This is a genomic window from Collinsella sp. CLA-ER-H9 (assembly GCF_040092295.1).
Classification (GTDB): domain Bacteria; phylum Actinomycetota; class Coriobacteriia; order Coriobacteriales; family Coriobacteriaceae; genus Collinsella.
This window is the reverse complement of record NZ_JBBNLV010000018.1, coordinates 1-17,774: the sequence shown is the minus strand read 5'-3', so window position 1 is coordinate 17,774 and position 17,774 is coordinate 1. Positions and strand designations below refer to the sequence as shown.

Annotated in this window: 18 protein-coding genes and 2 tRNA genes; all 20 read right to left on the bottom strand. The window is 63.5% G+C overall.

Going from position 1 to position 17,774, the window contains the following annotated elements; translation table 11 throughout:
* Positions 1–189: 189 nt before the first annotated feature.
* A tRNA-Pro gene (locus AAAX73_RS08690) sits at positions 190–266 on the bottom strand.
* An 80-nt stretch (positions 267–346) separates the two neighbouring features.
* Positions 347–1,561, bottom strand: coding sequence for a bifunctional phosphopantothenoylcysteine decarboxylase/phosphopantothenate--cysteine ligase CoaBC (gene coaBC / locus AAAX73_RS08685; RefSeq protein WP_349125647.1), 1,215 nt, complete (start codon positions 1,559–1,561; stop codon positions 347–349).
* A 2-nt stretch (positions 1,562–1,563) separates the two neighbouring features.
* Entirely contained in the window at positions 1,564–2,283 is a 720-nt protein-coding gene (locus AAAX73_RS08680) for a hypothetical protein (protein ID WP_349125646.1), read from the bottom strand.
* Positions 2,280–3,089, bottom strand: coding sequence for a Nif3-like dinuclear metal center hexameric protein (locus tag AAAX73_RS08675; RefSeq protein WP_349125645.1), 810 nt, complete (start codon positions 3,087–3,089; stop codon positions 2,280–2,282). The genes AAAX73_RS08680 and AAAX73_RS08675 overlap by 4 nt, the downstream gene beginning before the upstream one ends.
* Entirely contained in the window at positions 3,086–4,264 is a 1,179-nt protein-coding gene (locus AAAX73_RS08670; protein ID WP_349125644.1) for a cysteine desulfurase family protein, read from the bottom strand. The genes AAAX73_RS08675 and AAAX73_RS08670 overlap by 4 nt, the downstream gene beginning before the upstream one ends.
* A gap of 6 nt (positions 4,265–4,270) precedes the next feature.
* Positions 4,271–4,942: a ribulose-phosphate 3-epimerase gene (gene rpe, locus AAAX73_RS08665; RefSeq protein WP_196031248.1), complete on the bottom strand. Its 672-nt coding sequence runs from the start codon at positions 4,940–4,942 to the stop codon at positions 4,271–4,273.
* 18 nt (positions 4,943–4,960) lie between these two features.
* Complete coding sequence (locus AAAX73_RS08660) at positions 4,961–5,968, bottom strand: NAD(P)H-dependent glycerol-3-phosphate dehydrogenase (protein ID WP_349125643.1); 1,008 nt, start codon at positions 5,966–5,968, stop codon at positions 4,961–4,963.
* A gap of 9 nt (positions 5,969–5,977) precedes the next feature.
* Positions 5,978–6,661, bottom strand: a complete 684-nt coding sequence (plsY, locus tag AAAX73_RS08655) for a glycerol-3-phosphate 1-O-acyltransferase PlsY (protein WP_349125642.1) — start codon at positions 6,659–6,661, stop codon at positions 5,978–5,980.
* Positions 6,654–7,988 (bottom strand): ribosome biogenesis GTPase Der, encoded by a 1,335-nt coding sequence (gene der, locus AAAX73_RS08650; RefSeq protein WP_349125641.1) that lies wholly within the window; start codon positions 7,986–7,988, stop codon positions 6,654–6,656. The genes plsY and der overlap by 8 nt, the downstream gene beginning before the upstream one ends.
* Positions 7,989–7,998: 10 nt before the next feature.
* Positions 7,999–9,441 carry a DUF512 domain-containing protein gene (locus AAAX73_RS08645; RefSeq protein WP_349125640.1) on the bottom strand — a complete coding sequence of 481 codons (1,443 nt, stop codon included), beginning with the start codon at positions 9,439–9,441 and terminating at the stop codon, positions 7,999–8,001.
* 2 nt (positions 9,442–9,443) lie between these two features.
* Positions 9,444–10,343: a 4-hydroxy-3-methylbut-2-enyl diphosphate reductase gene (locus tag AAAX73_RS08640; RefSeq protein WP_233514980.1), complete on the bottom strand. Its 900-nt coding sequence runs from the start codon at positions 10,341–10,343 to the stop codon at positions 9,444–9,446.
* A gap of 2 nt (positions 10,344–10,345) precedes the next feature.
* Positions 10,346–11,074, bottom strand: a complete 729-nt coding sequence (locus AAAX73_RS08635) for a lysophospholipid acyltransferase family protein (RefSeq protein WP_349125639.1) — start codon at positions 11,072–11,074, stop codon at positions 10,346–10,348.
* 3 nt (positions 11,075–11,077) lie between these two features.
* Complete coding sequence (gene cmk, locus AAAX73_RS08630; RefSeq protein ID WP_349125638.1) at positions 11,078–11,764, bottom strand: (d)CMP kinase; 687 nt, start codon at positions 11,762–11,764, stop codon at positions 11,078–11,080.
* Between the two features lie 66 nt (positions 11,765–11,830).
* Positions 11,831–12,802: a pseudouridine synthase gene (locus AAAX73_RS08625; protein WP_349125637.1), complete on the bottom strand. Its 972-nt coding sequence runs from the start codon at positions 12,800–12,802 to the stop codon at positions 11,831–11,833.
* The gene (gene scpB, locus AAAX73_RS08620; RefSeq protein ID WP_349125636.1) at positions 12,789–13,508 is read right to left on the bottom strand and encodes an SMC-Scp complex subunit ScpB; all 720 of its coding nucleotides are present in this window, start codon (positions 13,506–13,508) and stop codon (positions 12,789–12,791) included. The genes AAAX73_RS08625 and scpB overlap by 14 nt, the downstream gene beginning before the upstream one ends.
* Positions 13,509–13,519: 11 nt before the next feature.
* Complete coding sequence (locus AAAX73_RS08615) at positions 13,520–14,329, bottom strand: ScpA family protein (RefSeq protein ID WP_349125635.1); 810 nt, start codon at positions 14,327–14,329, stop codon at positions 13,520–13,522.
* Between the two features lie 84 nt (positions 14,330–14,413).
* Entirely contained in the window at positions 14,414–15,097 is a 684-nt protein-coding gene (locus tag AAAX73_RS08610) for a site-2 protease family protein (protein WP_349125634.1), read from the bottom strand.
* Between the two features lie 9 nt (positions 15,098–15,106).
* The gene (locus AAAX73_RS08605) at positions 15,107–15,403 is read right to left on the bottom strand and encodes a hypothetical protein (protein ID WP_349125633.1); all 297 of its coding nucleotides are present in this window, start codon (positions 15,401–15,403) and stop codon (positions 15,107–15,109) included.
* On the bottom strand, positions 15,390–17,423 hold the full coding sequence (locus tag AAAX73_RS08600) for an ABC-F family ATP-binding cassette domain-containing protein (protein ID WP_349125632.1): 2,034 nt from the start codon (positions 17,421–17,423) through the stop codon (positions 15,390–15,392). Before AAAX73_RS08600 ends, AAAX73_RS08605 begins: the two co-directional genes overlap by 14 nt.
* 75 nt (positions 17,424–17,498) lie before the next feature.
* A tRNA-Ala gene (locus AAAX73_RS08595) sits at positions 17,499–17,571 on the bottom strand.
* Between the last annotated feature and the right edge of the window lie 203 nt (positions 17,572–17,774).

Here is a 17,774-nt window from a genome sequence, read left to right as displayed (position 1 = left end):
TATACCAGCTACGCGTATGTAGATTCATAGCGCGTAAATAAATCGACTCAAGCGCGTGTAAAACGCTCAAGTAGCCGCAAAAGGTGATTATCGCGCAGGTAGATTTTTGGCACCCTGTTGCTTAATCAAAATTAAGCAATTGCTTAAAACAAAAAAGGTCAGGCACTAGGTGCCTGACCTACAAACTTCTGGTCGGGACGACTGGATTCGAACCAGCGACCCCTTGACCCCCAGTCAAGTGCGCTACCAAGCTGCGCCACGTCCCGAAGCTTTTGTTTGTTGCTCTGCTCTCGCTCGCAACAGGGAGTATATTAACCCGAAACTTTGCCCTTGCGCAAGAACTTTTTTACAAATTTTGAAGCAAGTCCAAAATTGTATCCGCGAGCTGGGGTTTTGTTAGTACGGGAAGTTCTTGCGTACCCGCTGTGCTCACGATCCAGGCCTTGTTGGTATCGGTTCCAAAACCCGAATCGGCACGCGAGACATCGTTGGCGATAATGGCATCGCAACCCTTGCGGGCGAGCTTGCGCTGCGCGTACTCCACGACGTTATCGGTCTCGGCCGCAAAGCCGATCACACACCGCTCTTCCTTTTGGCGCGAGAGCTCGGCCAAGATATCGACCGTCTCGACCAGTTCGATGCGATCCAGACGCTCGTTAGCCTTTTTGAGCTTATGGTCGGCGGGGGCTGCGGGGGTGTAGTCGGCGACGGCTGCGGCACAAATGGCCGCATCGGCCGTCTGAAAGGCGCCCAGAGCCGCCTGCAGCATTTCAGCGGCGGTTTGCACGCGTACGCATTCCACGCCGCTGGGGACATCGAGCGATGTCGGCCCCAGCACAAGCGTGACCGCAGCGCCGCGGCGAGCGGCCTCCCCCGCCAGGGCGATGCCCATCTTGCCCGACGACCGGTTGCCGATGAAGCGCACAGGGTCGATCGGCTCGTGCGTTGGGCCGGCGGTGATTACGATGCGCTTGCCCGCCAGGTCTTGCGGGACGGGGTTCAGCACCTCGCAGGCGGCCTCGACGATGTCCTCGGGCTCGCTCATGCGTCCCGTGTCCACGTCGCCGCAGGCAAGGTAGCCGCTGCCGGGTCCCACCACATGGACGCCACGGTCGCGCAATGTGGCCATGTTGGCCTGCGTCGCCGGCGCCTTCCACATGCCGTTGTTCATAGCGGGTGCGATCACGATGGGTCGCGGCGTGGCAAGCAGCGTGGTGGAGATGAGGTCATCGGCGATACCGTTTGCCATCTTGGCGATGATATTGGCCGTCGCGGGCGCCACGACCACCAGATCGGGCTCCTGCGCCAGCGAAATGTGGTGGATGGGGTCGGAGGGATCGTCGAATAGGCCCACGGCAACGGGCTCGTTGGTGAGCGCACGGAAGGTGAGCGGGCCCACAAACTCGGTGGCATGCTCGCTCATAACGACCTTGACACGCGCGCCGCGCTTTTGCAGCAGGCGCACGACATTGCACGACTTATAGGCGGCGATTCCGCCGGTAATGCCCAGCAGGATCGTCTTTCCCTCAAGTTGCATTGAATTGTCGGGTGCCGCCGTCATCGTTAGGCTTCCTTGCTGGGAAGCACCAGCAGACGGTGGCAATACGGGCAGTGCGCGATCTCGCTACCGTCGTGGTTGAGGTCGCTCATGGACGACGCCTGCAGCGCGGTGTGGCAGATGGTGGGAATGTTGCCCTTGATGGTCTCGACGGCCAGGCCGCGGAACTGCTTGAGCAGGCGCTCGTAGTCGGTGAGCACGTCGGTCGGCAGCGTGGCAGCCAGCGCAGTGCGCTCCTTGGTGGCGGCGTCAATCTGTGCCTGGAGGTCGGCGGCCTTGGCGCGGGCGGCCTTGGTGTCGGCCTTCACGCCTTCCTCGAACTTGGCGATGATGGCCTGCGCGCGAGCCTCGCGGTCGAGCGCCTCCTTATGGGCGATGACGACGTCCTTGCGGGTATGCTCGATCTTGTCCAGACGCTTGGCCAGGGTGGCGAGCTCGTTCTCCAGGTCCTGAACCTCGCGGTAGTCAGATCCGTCAACGTGGCGCTTCTTGGCGGCCTCGATGGCGTTATTGGTCTGGATCTCGGTGGTGTTGAGATCGTCGAGCTCAATATCCAGGTCCTTGCGCTGGGCGTAGAGCTTGGTCATCTCGGCCTTGAGCTTAACGTAGGTCTTGCGCTTGGAAGCGAGCTCCTTGAGCTCCGGCATATTGGCAAGTTCGCTCTTGTTGCGGGCGAGCTCCAAATCGATCTGTTGCAGCTTGAGTAGCGTAGCGCCGGCGCTCATAAGTTCTCTCCTTTTGTCACAGTCCACCATTGGCAAGGGTCCAGTATTTTAATCGCATGACGGGGGTCGACCCCGGCGTCAACTGCAGAGTTCATCAATATATCAACGAACGGCTCCTCGGAGCGGTCATGGCCGAGCAGGATCACCGGTAGCCCGCGCAAGGCAAGGTCTTGCGCCACATGGTAGCCCGCCTCGCCCGTCACGATGACATCTGCGCCTGAGGCGATGGCGAGCTCTCCAAAGTCGCCCAAGGAGCCGCCCAAAATGGCGGCGGTGCGGCACGGGTGATCGGCCTCGCCCCAAACGCGTGGGTCGCTGCCGAAGGCCGTGGCGGCGCGCACGGCAAGGTTGCGCAGGTTGCAGAAGTCGTGGAGGGTCGCGAGTGCACCCAGACCGGTGAGCTCAGGCTCGTTCACATGCTCCAGCGAGCTCATGGGCTCAGCGCCCAGTAACTCACTCAGGCGAACGCGTGCCTCGTGCGAGCGGTCCAGGTTGGTGTGGAGCGAGATAATGCTCACCCCGCAGCGGGCAGCCTCGTAGAGCGCCGCACTGCACTGGGGACGCGTCGCGCTGGGCGGGCAAAAGGCCTCGGGCGCCTTGATATAGATGGGATGATGCGTGAGCAACACATTGGATCCAGCTTCCAAGGCACGCTGCACGTTGTCCCTGGTAGCGTCAAGCGCACAGGCTACGCCACGGATTTCGTCATCGGGGTCGCCTACGGATAAGCCTGCGTGGTCCCAGGGCTCGGCGTCCGTCTTGGGATAGCGTGCCAGCAGCGCACGCTCGAGCTCGGCGACGATCATGCGGCACCTACGATCGAGAGCAGCGTCTGGGCAAAGTCGTCCAGATCTCCCGGATTCACGCGGTCATCGAAGGAGATGCGCAATGCGCCCAATGCTTGCTCGCGACCGATGCCCATCGCGCTCAGAACGTGGCTGGGATCCATGCTGCCGCTCGAGCAGGCAGAGCCTGCCGACACCTCAAAACCGGCGGCGTCGAGCTTGATGATGAGCTCCTCGGAGTCCATGCCGTCAATGTAGATCGATACCATGCCGGGCAGACGGTCGGCATGCGCATAGTCGCCCATGGTGGCGTGAATGCGCGGATGGGCCGTAAGCGTGGCGTAGAGCTTGTCGGAAAGGGCTTGCAGCGTCGCACGCTCCTGGGCCACATGGGGCGCCAGCGTGCGGGTGGCAGCGGCAAAAGCCAGCTGCGTGCGCAGGTCCTGCGTACCGGCGCGACGGCCGGCTTCCTGTCCACCGCCAAAGATGCGCGGACGCAGCGGCGTGCGGTTCTTAAGGTAGAGCGCGCCGGATGCCACAGGGCCGCCAATCTTGTGCGCGGCAACGGTCATGGCATCGACGCCCAGCTCGGTGACATCGAGCGGAATATGCAAGTAGCCCTGGATGGCATCGGTGTGGAACAGGGCGCCCACGGTATGCGCGGCCGCGGCCAGCTCGCGGATGGGCTGCACCACACCGGTCTCGTTGTTGGCTGCCATGATGCTCACGAGTGCGACGTCGTCGCCGAGCAAGTCGTTCAGCGCGGCGGTCTCGATGTAGCCCGCACGGCAGGGCTGCACCAGATCGACGGTAAAGCCGGCGGCGCGCAGCAGCGGCAGGTTGTCAAGGATCGAATCGTGCTCAATCGCCGACACGATCACGCGGTTGCGCTTGCGGTCGCGCTGACGGGCGCCCTCGGCAAGTCCGAGGAGCGCCAGCTGGTTTGCCTCGGTGCCGCCATTGGTCAAGATAATCTCGGACGGGCGGACGCGCGCGCCAAAGCTGCGGGCGATCTCGCGACGCGCCACTTCCAGGCGCGCAGCGGCCTTGCGGCCGAGCGAATGCAGCGAGTTGGGGTTGACGCCGGCAAGCTCGCTATCGTCGTACTCGCGCTGCGCATGGAGCGCCTCGGCGCGCATGGGCGTCGAGGCAGCATAGTCAAGATTCACGGGTATGCGGTTTTGACCTGCGGTCATAGGGGTTTATGCCTCCTGTGCGGCCTCGTTGCCCAGCTTCTGCAGCAGCGCAACCTCGGCGGCGGGATCTTCGGACTTAAATACGGCGGAGCCGGCTACGAGCACGTTGGCACCGGCCTTGACGACCTCGGCGATGTTTTTGGAAGAAATGCCGCCGTCGACCTCGATCATGGGCGACACGCCGTGGCGCTCGCACATGGCCTTAAGCTCGTGGAGTTTAGCAATGGTACCGGGGATAAAGCTCTGGCCGCCAAAGCCGGGGTTCACGCTCATGAGCAGCACCATGTCGACAACGTCGATGATGCTCTCGAGCACGCAGACGGGGGTGGCGGGGTTGAGTACCACGCCGGCCTTGACGCCGCGCTGCTGCAGATGCGTGAGCGTGCGGTGCAGGTGCGTGGAGGCCTCGTAGTGCACGGTGATCATGTCGGCACCGGCGTCGGCATACCAATCGACCGTCTCGTCGGGGTTCGACACCATGAGGTGCGCGTCGACCGGCACGTCGGTGGAGCGCTTGACGGCCTTGAGGATGTCAACGCCAAAGGTGAGGTTGCCGGTAAAGTGACCGTCCATGACGTCGAAGTGCACATAGTCGGCGCCGGCGATCTTGTCGAGCTCGCCCTTGAGGTTGGCCATATCGGCCGAAAGGACAGACGGAGCGATTTTGATGGAACCCATGGTAGTAGCCTTTCTGTGCTAGTCAGTGAGTCCGTAGAACTCTTGAGAGGGGACGCGGTCGGTAAGAATCTCGAGCGCCCTATCCAAAGTAACACCGTTGTAGAGCGTTTGCTCCACGGCAAAGGTGAGCGGAATGTCTACGCCCAGTGAACGGGCGAGTTCGCTGACGCTGCGGGCCGCAACGGCACCCTCGACCACCATGTGCGTGCGTGCCTGGTACTCGTCGAGTGACACGCCGTGGGCAAACTCGTAGCCAAAGGTGCGGTTGCGCGAATGCTCCGAGGTACAGGTGGCGATGAGGTCGCCCATGCCGGCAAGTCCCATACAGGTCATGGCCTGTCCGCCGCGGGCGTGCACCAGGCGGCTGATCTCGGCCAGGCCGCGCGTCATGATAAGGGCGAGCGTGTTATCGCCCGCGCCGGAGCCGGCGGAAATGCCGCACACGATAGCGATGACGTTTTTCATGGCGCCGCATACCTCGACGCCGGTCATGTCCTGCGACAGGTAGATGCGGAAGGCCGTAGATAGGAGCAGGTCCTTAAAGGTCTCCCCTACCTGCGGATCTTTGCTAGCGATGACGGCGGCAGAAAGTCCGCCGCGGCAAATCTCCTCGGCATGGTTGGGGCCGGAGAGCGCCGCCACGCGCGCCTCGTTGCCAATCTCGCTGGCGATGACCTCGCTCATGAGCAGGCCGGAATCGGGCTCAATACCCTTGGTGAGGCAGAGTACCGGGGTGTCGGCGGCGATGAAGGGTGCTGCCTGATGGCATACGCTGCGCAGGTGCGTGGAGGGCACGGCAAAGATAATGGCCTCGGCACCGTCGAGCGTCTGCGTCAGGTCCGTCGTGGCAACGACGTTGCTGGGCAGCTCGTAGTCCACCAGATAGCGGGGGTTACGATGCTCGCCATTGATGCCGGCGGCCGTCTGCTCACTATGGGCCCACATGGTCACGTGCTCGGCTCGCGCGGCGGCAAGGCCGGCGACGGCGGTTCCCCAGGAGCCGGAGCCAATCAGCGCAACATTCATGACTCTCTCCTACTTATCGTCGGGTTCGGTGACGCGCTTGGTAAACGAGAGCTTGGACTCCTTGCCCGTCATGAGCTTTTTGATGTTCGCACGATGGGCCCACACCACGGTGATACCGATCATCGCCATGCAAAACTTGAGACCCAGGCTGCTGTACGGAAAGACCGCACAGACGGCGATGGGAAGACCGATGGCCGCGGCAAGCGAGCCCACCGACACAAACTTGGTGATGGCAACGGCCACGATAAACATGCCCAGCAGCGAAAGTCCGATGGGCCAGTACCAGGCGAGGATGACGCCCAAGCCCACGGCAATGCCCTTGCCGCCGTGGAAGTTGAGGTACGGCGAGAAGATGTGACCCCATACCGCTGCCAGGCAGATGACGCCGAGCATCCAGTCGCCGGGAGCTCCAGGCGCCATGATGCTCACAGGGAAGCCATAGCCAACGCCCGCGATAAGCGGACGGGCGATAAGGACGCAGATGGCGCCCTTAAGGCAGTCGAGCAGCAGCGTGAGCGCGGCCACCTTGGGGCCGGCCACGCGCAGGGCGTTGGTGGTGCCGATGTTGCCGGAGCCCGCCTTGCGAATGTCGGTGTGGTTGAACACGCGGCCCAGGATCAAGCCAAACGGAATCGCTCCGATAAAGAACGAGACCACGGCGCAGCTGGCGGTCAGCAGAATCGGATTATGCATCCTTTTGCTCCTTCTTCCTAAAGAAGAGTCGAATGGGCGTGCCGGAAAAATCGAAGGTCGAGCGCATGCGGTTCTCCACGTAGCGCTGGTAGGTGTCGTTGACCAGGTCGCTGTGGTTGACGAAGAACGTAAACGTCGGCGGGTTGACGCCCGTCTGGGTCACGTAGTGCATGCGCAGGCGACGCTTGCCGTCCACCACGGTGTGGCCAAACTCGCGCAGGTCGGTGAGGAAGGTGTTGAGGCGCGAGGTGGTGATCTTTTGCGAGCGCGTCTTCTCGGCTGCGTCGACCATCGCCCAGATCTTCTCGACGCTACGGCCGGTCAGGGCCGAGATGCGCAGGTACTGGGCCCAGGGAGCCATAACGCCCAGACGGCGGTCGACGGTCTCCATGCAGGCCTCGCGCTTGCGGTCATCGTCGAGCAGATCCCACTTGTTGAGCAGAACCACGATGGCGCAGCCGCGCTCGATGGCCAAGCCCATAACCTTCTGATCCTGCTCGGTGACGCCCACGGAGGCGTCGACGACGAGCAGCGCCACGTCGGCGCGGTCGATGGCGCGCAGGCCGCGGACCATGGAGTAGTACTCGATATTCTCGTACACGGTGCTCTTCTTGCGAATGCCCGCGGTGTCGACCATGCGGTAGTGCTTGCCGTCGCGCTCGACGACGGTGTCGATGGCATCGCGCGTGGTGCCGGCGATGTTGGACACGATGGAGCGATCGGCGCCCAGGATGCGGTTGAACAGCGAGGACTTACCGGCGTTGGGGCGGCCGATGATAGCCACGTTCAGCGCATCGGGGAACTCGTCGGCGACCTCGTCCTCCTCCTCGGGCAACAGGGCCACGATGTCGTCGAGCAGGTCGCCCGTGCCGTGGCCATGCAGGGCCGAGAGCGGCGTGGGCTCACCGATGCCGAGCGAATAGAACTCCCAAATGTTGTCGTTTTCGCGGTCGGGGTTGTCAAGCTTGTTCACCAGCAGAAAGACCGGCTTATCGCAGCGCTTGAGCATGCGGGCGACCGACTCGTCCTCCTCGGTGACGCCGGTGCGGCCATCGACCACAAACAGAATGACGGCTGCTTCCTCGGCGGCAGCAAGGGCCTGGTCGCGGATGGACGTGGCAAAGACGTCATCGCTCTTGAGCGGCTCGATGCCACCCGTGTCGACGATGGTGAACTCGCGGCCGTTCCAATCGGCCGTGTGATACGAGCGGTCGCGCGTGACGCCGCGGGACTCGTGGACGATGGCGTCCGAGGTCTGGGCCAGGCGGTTGACGAGCGTGGACTTGCCCACGTTGGGGCGTCCGACGACGGCGACGATAGGTTTCATCTGCTCTCCTTTAATGGGTAGGGTCAGCGGGAATAGTTGAATTGGCGGGCGTTATGCCAAGGATGTGCTCCAGGGTATCGAGCAGCTCGTGCGGCATGGTCGATACCACATGAACCTCGGCGCCGCGACCGGTAAGGCTTGCGAGTAATTCGTCACGATGATACTCGTCAAGGGTCATGCCGTCGGCGTTGAACATGAGCTTAGGCACAAAGAGCATAACCCCCGATAGGTCCTGTGGCAGTTGCTCCAAGATGTCGCAGGCGACGATGAGGCCGGTCACGTCCACGTTGCCGCCAAAGTAGCGGTTTTTGATGGCCGTGACGGTACCGGCAAGGCCCTGCGGCGATTCCACAAAACGCGCTACCGTATCGCGCGCGCTGGCGCCCGAAAGGCACAGCAGGCGCTGGTCACGGGCGGCGATTGCCTCGCGAACGCGGCGCAGGCGCTCGGCATCGGCGGCGAGCACGTTGTCGGTCTCGTCCAGATAGGAGCGAATCATACCGATGCCGTCGTAGTACTGCGGGTAGCCGTCGTAAAAGTCCGCCTCAGGCGGCTCGATGCCGGCATCCAGGTAGAACTCGTCGCTCATCTGGAAGGTATGGCGGCCAAAGCGCTCGAAGGCACGGTCCTGGAAGGGCCGGATCATGGCGATAGTCTCGCGCGCCAGCTCGGGCTTGTCACTGTAGGACCAGCTAAAACGGTTCTGATGCTTGGTAAATCCAAGCGGCACAATGCCCAGGCTCGTGATTTGCTCGTGCTCCTCGCAAAAGCGCAGAGTCTTTTCCAGCTCCTCGCCGTCGTTCATGCCGGGGCACAGCACGATCTGCGCGTGAATCTCGATGCCGGCGGCCATGATGGCCTCGAGCACGTCCATGCCGCGCTGGGCGTTGCGGCCCATCATGCGGCGACGGATGTCGGGGCTCACGGCGTGGACCGACACGTTCATGGGGCTCATGTTGCGTTGGATGACGTTTTGAACATCTTCGTCGGTGAGGTTCGTGAGCGTGACAAAGTTGCCCTGCAAAAAGCTCAAGCGGTAGTCATCATCGCGAATGTAGAGCGTGGAGCGACCGCCCTTGGGCAGCATGGTCATAAAGCAGAACACGCAGGCATTTACGCAGGTACGCATGCCATCGAAGATAGGGCCATCGAACTCCAGACCCCAGTCCTCGCCGGGAAAGCGGTCAAGCTCGACGGGGGTGACGGTGTCGTCGCGCGGGTCGAATACCTCCAGCTCGACAGTGTCGTCATCTGCCTCCCAGAGCCACACGATCATATCGGTCAGTTGCTCGCCGTTGACCGTGAGCACGCGCATGCCCGGCTCGATACCCACATCCCATGCGGGCGATTCGGGGCGCACGTTTTTAACGAGCGCGCCCTCACCCGGCTCGGGGTCGCGGCTGCGCCCGTAATCGGCCACCTCAGCGGCGTATGCGGGTACGGTCTGGTCCATGATTAGCGGCAAAGCTCCTTGATGCGCTCGACGGCGCGTTCGATGTGTTCTTGCGGGGTGGAGGCTCCGGCGGTGATGCCGATGTGGTGAGCGTCGGTAAACCACGCGGCCTGAAGCTCGGAAGCTTCCTCGATGTGATACGTACGCTCGCAGGCGTTTGCGCAAATCTGCGCCAGGCGGCGGGTGTTGCCCGAGTTCTTGCCGCCCACCACGACCATGCAGTCGCAGCGGTTGGCAAGTGCGGCTGCTGCCTGTTGACGCTCACTCGTGGCGGCGCAGATGGTGTTGATCACGCGCAGTTCCTGCACGCGCGGCGTGATGGCAGCCACGACCTCGGCCAGGTTCTGCGCGGTCTGGGTGGTCTGCACGACGAGCCCAACCTTGCCCTTGAGCGGCAGCGCGTCCGCATCGGCGGCGCAGCTCACGACTTGAGCGTCATCGCCGGCATGGCCCAGGATGCCCTCAACCTCGGGGTGGCCCGGCTCGCCCACGACGATCACGCGGTAGCCCTCGCGTACCAGGCGCTCCGCCGCCACGTGGACTTTTTTCACGTAGGGGCAGGTGGCATCGACCACGTCGAGACCGCGCTCGCGAGCGGCCTCGATCACCTGCGGCACCACGCCGTGCGCGCGGATGATCACGGTGCCCGATGCGGCGTCGTCTAGGGTCTCGGCCAGACCGACGCCTGCCTCGGAAAGCTCGCGCACCACGATGGGATTATGGATGAGCGGGCCCAGGGTGTGGACCTGAGCGTTCTCCCCCGCCTGCGGGGCGGCCGCCAGGGCCATATCGAGCGCACGCTGCACGCCGTAGCAGGTGCCAGCGTGGGCGGCGATTTCGATGGTGGGGGCGTCTGCCTTGCCGGTCACAGCCTCGGCAGTGTTCATGACATACTCGCCCATGGCTAGAACCTTCCCGGGTGCTCGGCGCACAGGTCATCGCGCATGGCGTAGACGCGACTCATGGCTTCGGACTCAAACCATGCCAGGCGTTCCTTGCGCTTGAGCTCGGCCGGAGCATCGGAAAGCGAGATGGCCTTGCCGGCACGGATCCAGCATTTTTTGGGGCGCATGAGCTTTTTGCCCTTAGGCGTAATATCGGACCAACCACAAATGGCGAGTGGGTTGACGGGCGCCTTGCCCATCTGAGCGATGAGCGCAAAGCCGCCGTGGACTTCGGGTTTGATCTCGCGCGAGCGGATGCGCGTGCCCTCGGGGAAGATCAAGACGTCCTCGCCGCGCTGCAGCGCATGCTGGGCGGCACGCAGACACTTCATGTCTGCAGTGCCACGCTCGACGGGAATGCCGCCCACGCGGCTAAAGGCCCAGCGCACAATCTTGGTCTTGGCAAACTCGGATTTAAAGATCGGGCGGATGCGGCGGCCGCCAAAGAACAACGCCGTCTCCACGGCCAGCAACTCGGCCATTGAGGTGTGGTTGCAGATGACCACACTGCCGCGGCCTTCCTGGCGCTCAAACAGCAGGTCGCTGTCCTCGACCTTCCAGCGCCACATGAGCTTGGAGAAGACCCACAGGATGCCCATGACCACGGCGACGGCGCCGCGGATGAGCGCCGGAAACTCGTCGTAGGGGGCGTTGTAGTAATCCTCGGGCGTCTGCTTAAACAGGCGCATGGGCTACCTCCTTTGGTTGATGAGGTCCTCGATGATCGAGACGACCTCGTCGATGGTGTGAGCGGTGGAGTCGACATGTACCGCGTCCTCGGCGGGAACGAGCGGTGCGACCTCGCGGCTACTGTCAAGCTTATCGCGCTGCTTGAGGGCGTCGAGGGTCTCGTCGACCTCGGCCTCGAGCTGCTCTTCGGTGAGCGGCTGGGCGTTGTTTTGGTGGCGCTGCAGCACGCGGCGACGGGCGCGCTCGCGCGGGTCGGCGGTCAGGAACACCTTGACCTGCGCATTGGGGAACACGACGGTGCCGATGTCACGGCCCTCGGCGACGATGTCGCGGTCCTCGGCGGCGCGGCGCTGGTGGATGAGCATGGCGGCGCGCACGCCTGGGTAGGCCGAGACCTTGGACACGTTGGCGTCGACCTGCGGGGTGCGGATGGCAGCCGAGGCGTCCGCACCGTCGATGGTCAGGCGCGTGTCCTCGCCGGTGCCGTTGGTAAAGCGAATCTCGATCTGCTCGGCGAGGGCTTCGATGGCCGCCTCGTCGTCCAGGTCGATGCCGCGGTCGAGCGCGGCGAAGGTGACGGCGCGATACATGGCGCCCGTGTCGAGCTTGTTAAAGCCCAGCTGGCGGGCGATCTCCTTGGCGATGGTGGACTTGCCGGAACCGGCGGGGCCGTCGATGGCAACGATCATGCAATGCTTCCTTTCGGTGGTTGACGTTCTGGTATGGGACGCGGGCGCTGGGGCTTGGCGGGTTGCCTAGCTCGTGTAGCGCTCGCGGTAGGTGTTGCGCTTGGGCGCGGAGCCGTGGCTGCCGTGGTGACGCGTGCGACTCGCGGTGTTAGTCGCCGGCGCGGCGCCGCGCTTGGAGCCGGCCTGCTTGGGCGGGATACCGCCGGCCTTCAGGATCTGCACTTCGCGGTCGGTGAGCTCGCGCCATGAGCCCTTGACCACGTCTTTGAGCTCCAGGCCGGCAAAGTTGCAGCGGTGCAGGCGGATCACCGGATGGTGGATCTTGCTCAGCATGCGCTTGACCTGGTTCTTGCGTCCCTCGCGGATGATGACCTCCACGGCGGTGGTGCCGGGCTTGATGCCCTGCGGGGCCACGGCCTCGGCCTCGCGCGCGTTGATGATGCGGCAGATCGCCGGCTGGCACAGGCCATCGTCGAGCTCGATGCCGCGGCGGAGTGGTTCCAAGTCGCGATCGGTCAGGTAGCCGTCCACGAGTGCCTGGTAGGTCTTGTAGACGTGCTTGCTGGGATGCAGCAGGTCCTGCGACAGGTCGCCGTCGGTGGTAAAGAGCAATAGGCCCGTGGTGTCGCGGTCCAAACGGCCCACCGGGAACAGGCCCGGAAAACGGTCGCGGGGAACCAGGTCGGCCACACAAGGGCGCTCCTGCGGATCACTCATAGTGGTGAGGTAGCCGGACGGCTTGTAGAGCATCAGGTACACGGCGCCCTGGTTGAGCTTAACGGGCATGCCGTCGACCTCGATATGGTCGCGGTCGACGTCGACCTTGGTACCCAGCTCGGTCGCGACCTGGCCGTTGACGGTCACGCGGCCGGCGGTCATCAGGTCCTCAGAGCCGCGGCGGCTCGCCACGCCCGCGCGCGCCAAAAAGCGCTGCAGACGCATGGTGTGCGGGTAGACAGGCTGGGCGTCGCCTACGGGCGTTGTGGCGCCCGTGGCACTTGCGGTGCGCGCCTCCCCTGCTTCGTTAGTCCTCGTCATGCATATCCTCCGAGGTGTCACCGGTGGGCAGAAGCTCATCGCCATCGGTGTCCTCAACATCGGTATCGATCAGTTCGCGCTCTTCGTCCAGATCTTCGGCCTGCTCCTCGAGCGTGGACTGAATGCTGCGGCCGCTCAGACGCTCGCGGATAAACTGGCGCGACTGCTCGTCGGGAGCAAACTGCTCCAGATCGGGCAGGTCGCGAGTGGAGCGCAGGCCGAACTTTTCCAAGAAGGCGTTGGTCGTGCCGTAGATGATGGCCTGACCGCGCTCGGGGTCGCGGCCGAGCTCGCGCACTAGGCCTTTGTCCACGAGCGACGCGATGACGCCGTCGGAGTTGACGCCGCGGATGCCCTTGACCACCTCGCGCGTGACGGGCTGGTGATAGGCGATGACGGCCAGGGTCTCGAGCGCCGCCTGCGACAGCTTTTGCGTGTCCCAGCTCAGCACATAGGCCTCGACCACGTCGTGGTAGGCGGGGTGTGTAAACAGGCGCCAGCCACCGGCGACCTCGCGCAGCTGAAAGCCGCGGTTGGCTTCCTCGTACTCAACCTTGAGCTCGGCCAAAAGCGACGCGCACTCGCCCGGGGCGATATCCAGCGCACCTGCCAGCGCGGGTGCGCTCACGGGGTCGCTCGACACCAGCAGCAGCGCCTCGAGGGCGCCTTTGAGGCTGTTTGCCTCCAGCGTGGAAAGGGTTGACATGGTTGGCGCTCCTATTCGGTGAGCTCGGGGCCCTCGCCGGGCACGTATGCCTCGGCGCTCTCGAAGCGGTTGATTTGAATGGTTCCGAAGATCTCGTCCTGGCTCAGCGTGAGCGAGCCGCGCTTGGTGAGCTCGAGCATGGCCAGGAAGGTAACGACGAGCTGCTCGGTGGTGGCGTCGCCGTCCAGCAGCTCGCGGAAGGTGCAGCTTTGGTGCGCCATGGTAAAGCGGTCGACCGAGGCCACCGTCAGGTCGAGCGGCACGCGATGCGGTGCCACGTGCTCGGCCTCCAACAGGAAGGTCTGGCGCTTGCCGTCCAGGTCGGCGCAGATGACGGCGAGGCCGCGCAGAGTGATGCCAGCCAGGTAGTCGGGCATAAGGCCCAGAAACTCGGGGTCGGGGCCGGCCACGCGCGGATGCATGCGGCTTTCAGCCTGCATGCGCGCGCCAAGGGCCGCCGCCGCACCCTTAAACTGCTTGTAAGCGATCAGGCGCTGGATCAGGACCTCGCGCAGGGCGTCGCCGTCGAGCGCACTGAGTTCCTCGAGGTCATCGTCGTCCTCGTCATCGTCGACGGTTTTGCTCGGGGCCTCCTGGGGCACCAGCGAGGCGGCCTTGATGTCCAAAAGGGTTGCAGCGACCAGCAAAAAGTCGCTCGCCACGTTCAGGTCCAGCGCCTCGATGCGCTCGACCTCGGCAAGGTATTGCTCGGCCACCTCGCTGATTGAGATGGCGCCGATATCAACTTTTTGGCGGGTTACCAGCTGCAGCAGCAGGTCGAACGGTCCGCTGTAGACCTGCGTCGACACGCGATACGACATCTTCGACCTCCTTTGACGGCGCCTTCGCGGCGCGGTTTGGGTGCATGTTGCGACCGTTTTGCACGGTCGACCTGTAAGTTTACCTTAGATGCCGGCGATTGCGAAGTCGAGCAGCCGCTCAGCCAGCGGATACACGGTAACGTCGAAATAGCGGCCGATCACGTCGATGCCGGTCCACATGGGCAGCAAGTACAGCACGATGATAAGGATGGGCATGGCGTATTGCTGCAGGCGGTAGTAGTTGGCGAGCGCCTTTCCCTTGAGGAATGGGACGATAATCGACGAGCCGTCGAGCGGCGGGATCGGGATGAGATTAAAGAACGCGAGCGACAGGTTGACCACGATAAACGTGGCGCCAAAGTTCATGATTTGGGACGCCACGGCAAAGGACATGCTGGTGTAGAGATTGCCGTATGTCGCGTGCATGAGGGCGGCCGCGAGACACGCGAGTGCGATGTTCGATGCAGGGCCGGCTGCGCTCACCAGGACCTCGTCGCGCTTGGGGTGCTTGAGGTTGTTGAGGTAGACGGGCACCGGCTTGGCGAAGGCGAATACCGGGCCGCCGGCGGCAAGCATGAGCAGCGGCAGGATGATGGTGCCAAACGGGTCGATATGGTTGAGCGGGTTCAGCGAGACGCGGCCACGGGAGCGGGCCGTCTTGTCTCCGAGTGCCCAGGCCGCGGCAGCGTGCGCACTCTCGTGGATGACAATACCCACGATGACGGCAATGGCGCTGGCAAGCAGGTTTATGAGGTGGCTGCTGGACATGGCGCTCCCCTAGCGGACGCGGCGCGAGGCGCGCGTGAGCAGGTAATCGGCCACAAACAAAATGACGGCCACGATGGCGTAATCCAGACGGAACACACCGCCAAAAGGCGACGTGATGACGCCGTAGCCGGCAATGGCGCTCGGCAGGGCGCGCGAGAGCTCGACGACAAAGCCCACGATCTGCAGCTTGGCGGTGAGGCCACTAAAGCACAGTAGCACGGTCATCGCGCTCATAAAGACGCCGCAGATGCGACAGGCGATGGCGATGATGCTCATCGCCACGGCAGCGGCCTTACGAGAGTTCACGCGCGGTCTCCTCTTCGATCTGGGTGGAAAGCTCGAGCCATTCGTCCTCGAGCTTGGGCAGCTCTTGCTTAAGCCCGTTATATTCCCCCAGCGCGGCGTTGAACTTGTCCTGATCGGCATAAAGCTCTTCGCTTGCCATCAATTCCATAAGCTCGTCATAGCGGGCGCGCTTTTTGTCAAGCTCGGTCTCGATCTTCTTGAGCTGGTTGCGCACGCCCTTGAGCTTTTTGTTGAGCGCGGCGCGAGCCTGGGCCTCGGCGCGCTTTTGCTCCTTGGTCTTTTTGCCCTCGGCCGGCTTGGGGGCCGCGGCGGGACTGCTGGTCTGGGCGTCGTTGGCTTTGGTTGTCTTGCTCGCCGCCGGCGCGCTCTCCCCTGCCGCCTCGGCGGCGGCTCGGGCTGCGAGGTCCTCGCGCTTGAAGAGGTAGTAGTCGTAGTCGCCGTCGTAGACCGTGACCTTGCCGTCACGGATGTCGATCACGCGGTTCGCCACGGCGCGCACCAGGTGCTCGTCGTGGCTGATCAGCACGATGGTGCCGGGGAAGTTTTGCAGGGCGTTTTCGAGCATGTCCACCGAGTCGATATCCAGGTGGTTGGTGGGCTCGTCCAGGCACAGGAGCGCCTCGGGGGCCACGAGCATCTTGGCCAGGGCCAAACGCGCCTTTTCGCCGCCGGAGAGCACGCGGACCTGCTTTTCAATTGCGTCGTTGTCGCTAAACAGGAAGGCGCCCAGCAGGCTACGCTGCTGCGGCACGGTCCACTTGGGCGTGACGGTGTCGATCTCTTGCAAGACGGTGTTGGACTCGGTCATGCCCTCGAGCGCGTGCTGGGCGTAGTAGGCCACGCCCACGTTGGTGCCCAGGTCCCGGGTGCCGGTGGTGGGCGGCTCCAGGCCGGCGAGGATCTTCATGAGCGTGGACTTGCCAGCGCCGTTGGGGCCGACGAGCGCCACGTGCTCGCCGCGGTAGAGCTTGAGGTCGATGTCGCTGTAGATGTGCTTGTTGCCGTAGGACTTGGAGACGCCCTCCAGGCCCACGACCATGTCGCCAGAGCGCGGCGGGTCGGGGAACTTAAAGTCGATGTGCTTGTGGCCCTCGGGTAGGATGACAAGCTCCTTTTTGATCTGCTCGATCTTGCGGATGCGCTCCTGGGCCTGGGCTGCCTTGGTGGGCTTGTAGCGGAACTTGTCGACGAAGACCTGCATGTGGGCGATGTCGCGCTCCTGGGCGGCGCGCTTGGCGCGCATCTGCTCCAGGTTGTCCTCGCGCTGCTTGAGGTAGCTGCTGTAGTTGCCGGTGTAGGTGGTCACGCGGCGGTTCTCGAGGGCGGCGACGTGGTCGACGCAGGCGTCCATGAAGGCGCGGTCGTGGCTGACGATGAGGACGGCGCCGTCGTAGTTGGCGATAAAGCCGCGCAGCCACTGGACGCTTTCGAGGTCCAGGTGGTTGGTGGGCTCGTCCAGCAGCAGCAGGTCGGGGTGGCGCAGGAAGAGCTTGGCGAGCGCGATGCGCATCTGCCAGCCGCCCGAGAACTCGGAGCACGGGCGCTCAAAGTCGGTGACCTTAAAGCCCAGGCCGGAAAGGATTTTGCGGGCGTTGCTCTCGAGCTCGTAGCCGCCCAGGTGCTCAAAGCGGTCCTGGACCTGGCCGTACTCGTTAAGGAGTGCGTCGACGTCCTTGCCCTGCTCGGAGAGCTCGGTGATCTGGGCCTGCAGCTCGTTAGCGCGCTCGCCCATGCGGCGGATTTCCTTGGCGGCGGCCATGACCTCGGCAAGGATGGTGGTGTCCTTGTGCTCCAGATTAGTTTCCTGCTCTAGGTAGCCCACCTGGCAGTCCTTGGCGTACTGGACCTGGCCGGCGTCGGGGCTGTCGATGCCCATGATGATTTTGAGCATGGTGGTTTTGCCGGCGCCGTTAGGGCCCACGAGCGCGAAGCGCTCGCCGGGGTTGATCTGGAAGGACGCGCCGCTAAAGAGGACGCGCGCGCCGAAGCTTTTTTCGATCTTGTCGACCAGGAGGATCATGCTGCCGCCTTTGACCTTGTGTGCCTATATGAAAAAAGGCCCCAACTTGCGTTGGAGCCTCATTCAATGCTCGGGTGGAGACGAGGGGGATCGAACCCCTGACCTCTTGACTGCCAGTCAAGCGCTCTCCCAGCTGAGCTACGCCCCCGTGCGAAGAAGTACTATACGGGAACTCGGACCACGATGCAAGGACAATTTTGGAAAAATTTTCGCGAGTGTCGGCGCCTTGATTCTCATCTTCATTGCAACAGCCTCAGGACTCAGCGCAACGCGTTGCGCTGAGTCCTGAGTCGCGAATCCGGGTAGGCAACCCCAGAGGGGCCGGAATCCCCCGGCCCGCGATGGAGGGAG

What these genes read in the sequence shown, in the direction of transcription:
- AAAX73_RS08670 (WP_349125644.1), bottom strand. Translation starts at nt 4,264, where the DNA reads ATGACCGCAGGTCAAAACCGCATACCCGTGAATCTTGACTATGCTGCC.
- coaBC (WP_349125647.1), bottom strand. Translation starts at nt 1,561, where the DNA reads ATGACGGCGGCACCCGACAATTCAATGCAACTTGAGGGAAAGACGATC.
- cmk (WP_349125638.1), bottom strand. Translation starts at nt 11,764, where the DNA reads ATGATCGTTGCCATCGACGGCCCCGCCGGTTCCGGCAAGTCCACCATC.
- plsY (WP_349125642.1), bottom strand. Translation starts at nt 6,661, where the DNA reads ATGCATAATCCGATTCTGCTGACCGCCAGCTGCGCCGTGGTCTCGTTC.
- AAAX73_RS08645 (WP_349125640.1), bottom strand. Translation starts at nt 9,441, where the DNA reads ATGGACCAGACCGTACCCGCATACGCCGCTGAGGTGGCCGATTACGGG.
- scpB (WP_349125636.1), bottom strand. Translation starts at nt 13,508, where the DNA reads ATGTCAACCCTTTCCACGCTGGAGGCAAACAGCCTCAAAGGCGCCCTC.
- AAAX73_RS08615 (WP_349125635.1), bottom strand. Translation starts at nt 14,329, where the DNA reads ATGTCGTATCGCGTGTCGACGCAGGTCTACAGCGGACCGTTCGACCTG.
- AAAX73_RS08635 (WP_349125639.1), bottom strand. Translation starts at nt 11,074, where the DNA reads ATGCGCCTGTTTAAGCAGACGCCCGAGGATTACTACAACGCCCCCTAC.
- AAAX73_RS08640 (WP_233514980.1), bottom strand. Translation starts at nt 10,343, where the DNA reads ATGGGCGAGTATGTCATGAACACTGCCGAGGCTGTGACCGGCAAGGCA.
- der (WP_349125641.1), bottom strand. Translation starts at nt 7,988, where the DNA reads ATGAAACCTATCGTCGCCGTCGTCGGACGCCCCAACGTGGGCAAGTCC.
- AAAX73_RS08610 (WP_349125634.1), bottom strand. Translation starts at nt 15,097, where the DNA reads ATGTCCAGCAGCCACCTCATAAACCTGCTTGCCAGCGCCATTGCCGTC.
- AAAX73_RS08660 (WP_349125643.1), bottom strand. Translation starts at nt 5,968, where the DNA reads ATGAATGTTGCGCTGATTGGCTCCGGCTCCTGGGGAACCGCCGTCGCC.
- AAAX73_RS08625 (WP_349125637.1), bottom strand. Translation starts at nt 12,802, where the DNA reads ATGACGAGGACTAACGAAGCAGGGGAGGCGCGCACCGCAAGTGCCACG.
- AAAX73_RS08680 (WP_349125646.1), bottom strand. Translation starts at nt 2,283, where the DNA reads ATGAGCGCCGGCGCTACGCTACTCAAGCTGCAACAGATCGATTTGGAG.
- AAAX73_RS08675 (WP_349125645.1), bottom strand. Translation starts at nt 3,089, where the DNA reads ATGATCGTCGCCGAGCTCGAGCGTGCGCTGCTGGCACGCTATCCCAAG.
- rpe (WP_196031248.1), bottom strand. Translation starts at nt 4,942, where the DNA reads ATGGGTTCCATCAAAATCGCTCCGTCTGTCCTTTCGGCCGATATGGCC.
- AAAX73_RS08600 (WP_349125632.1), bottom strand. Translation starts at nt 17,423, where the DNA reads ATGATCCTCCTGGTCGACAAGATCGAAAAAAGCTTCGGCGCGCGCGTC.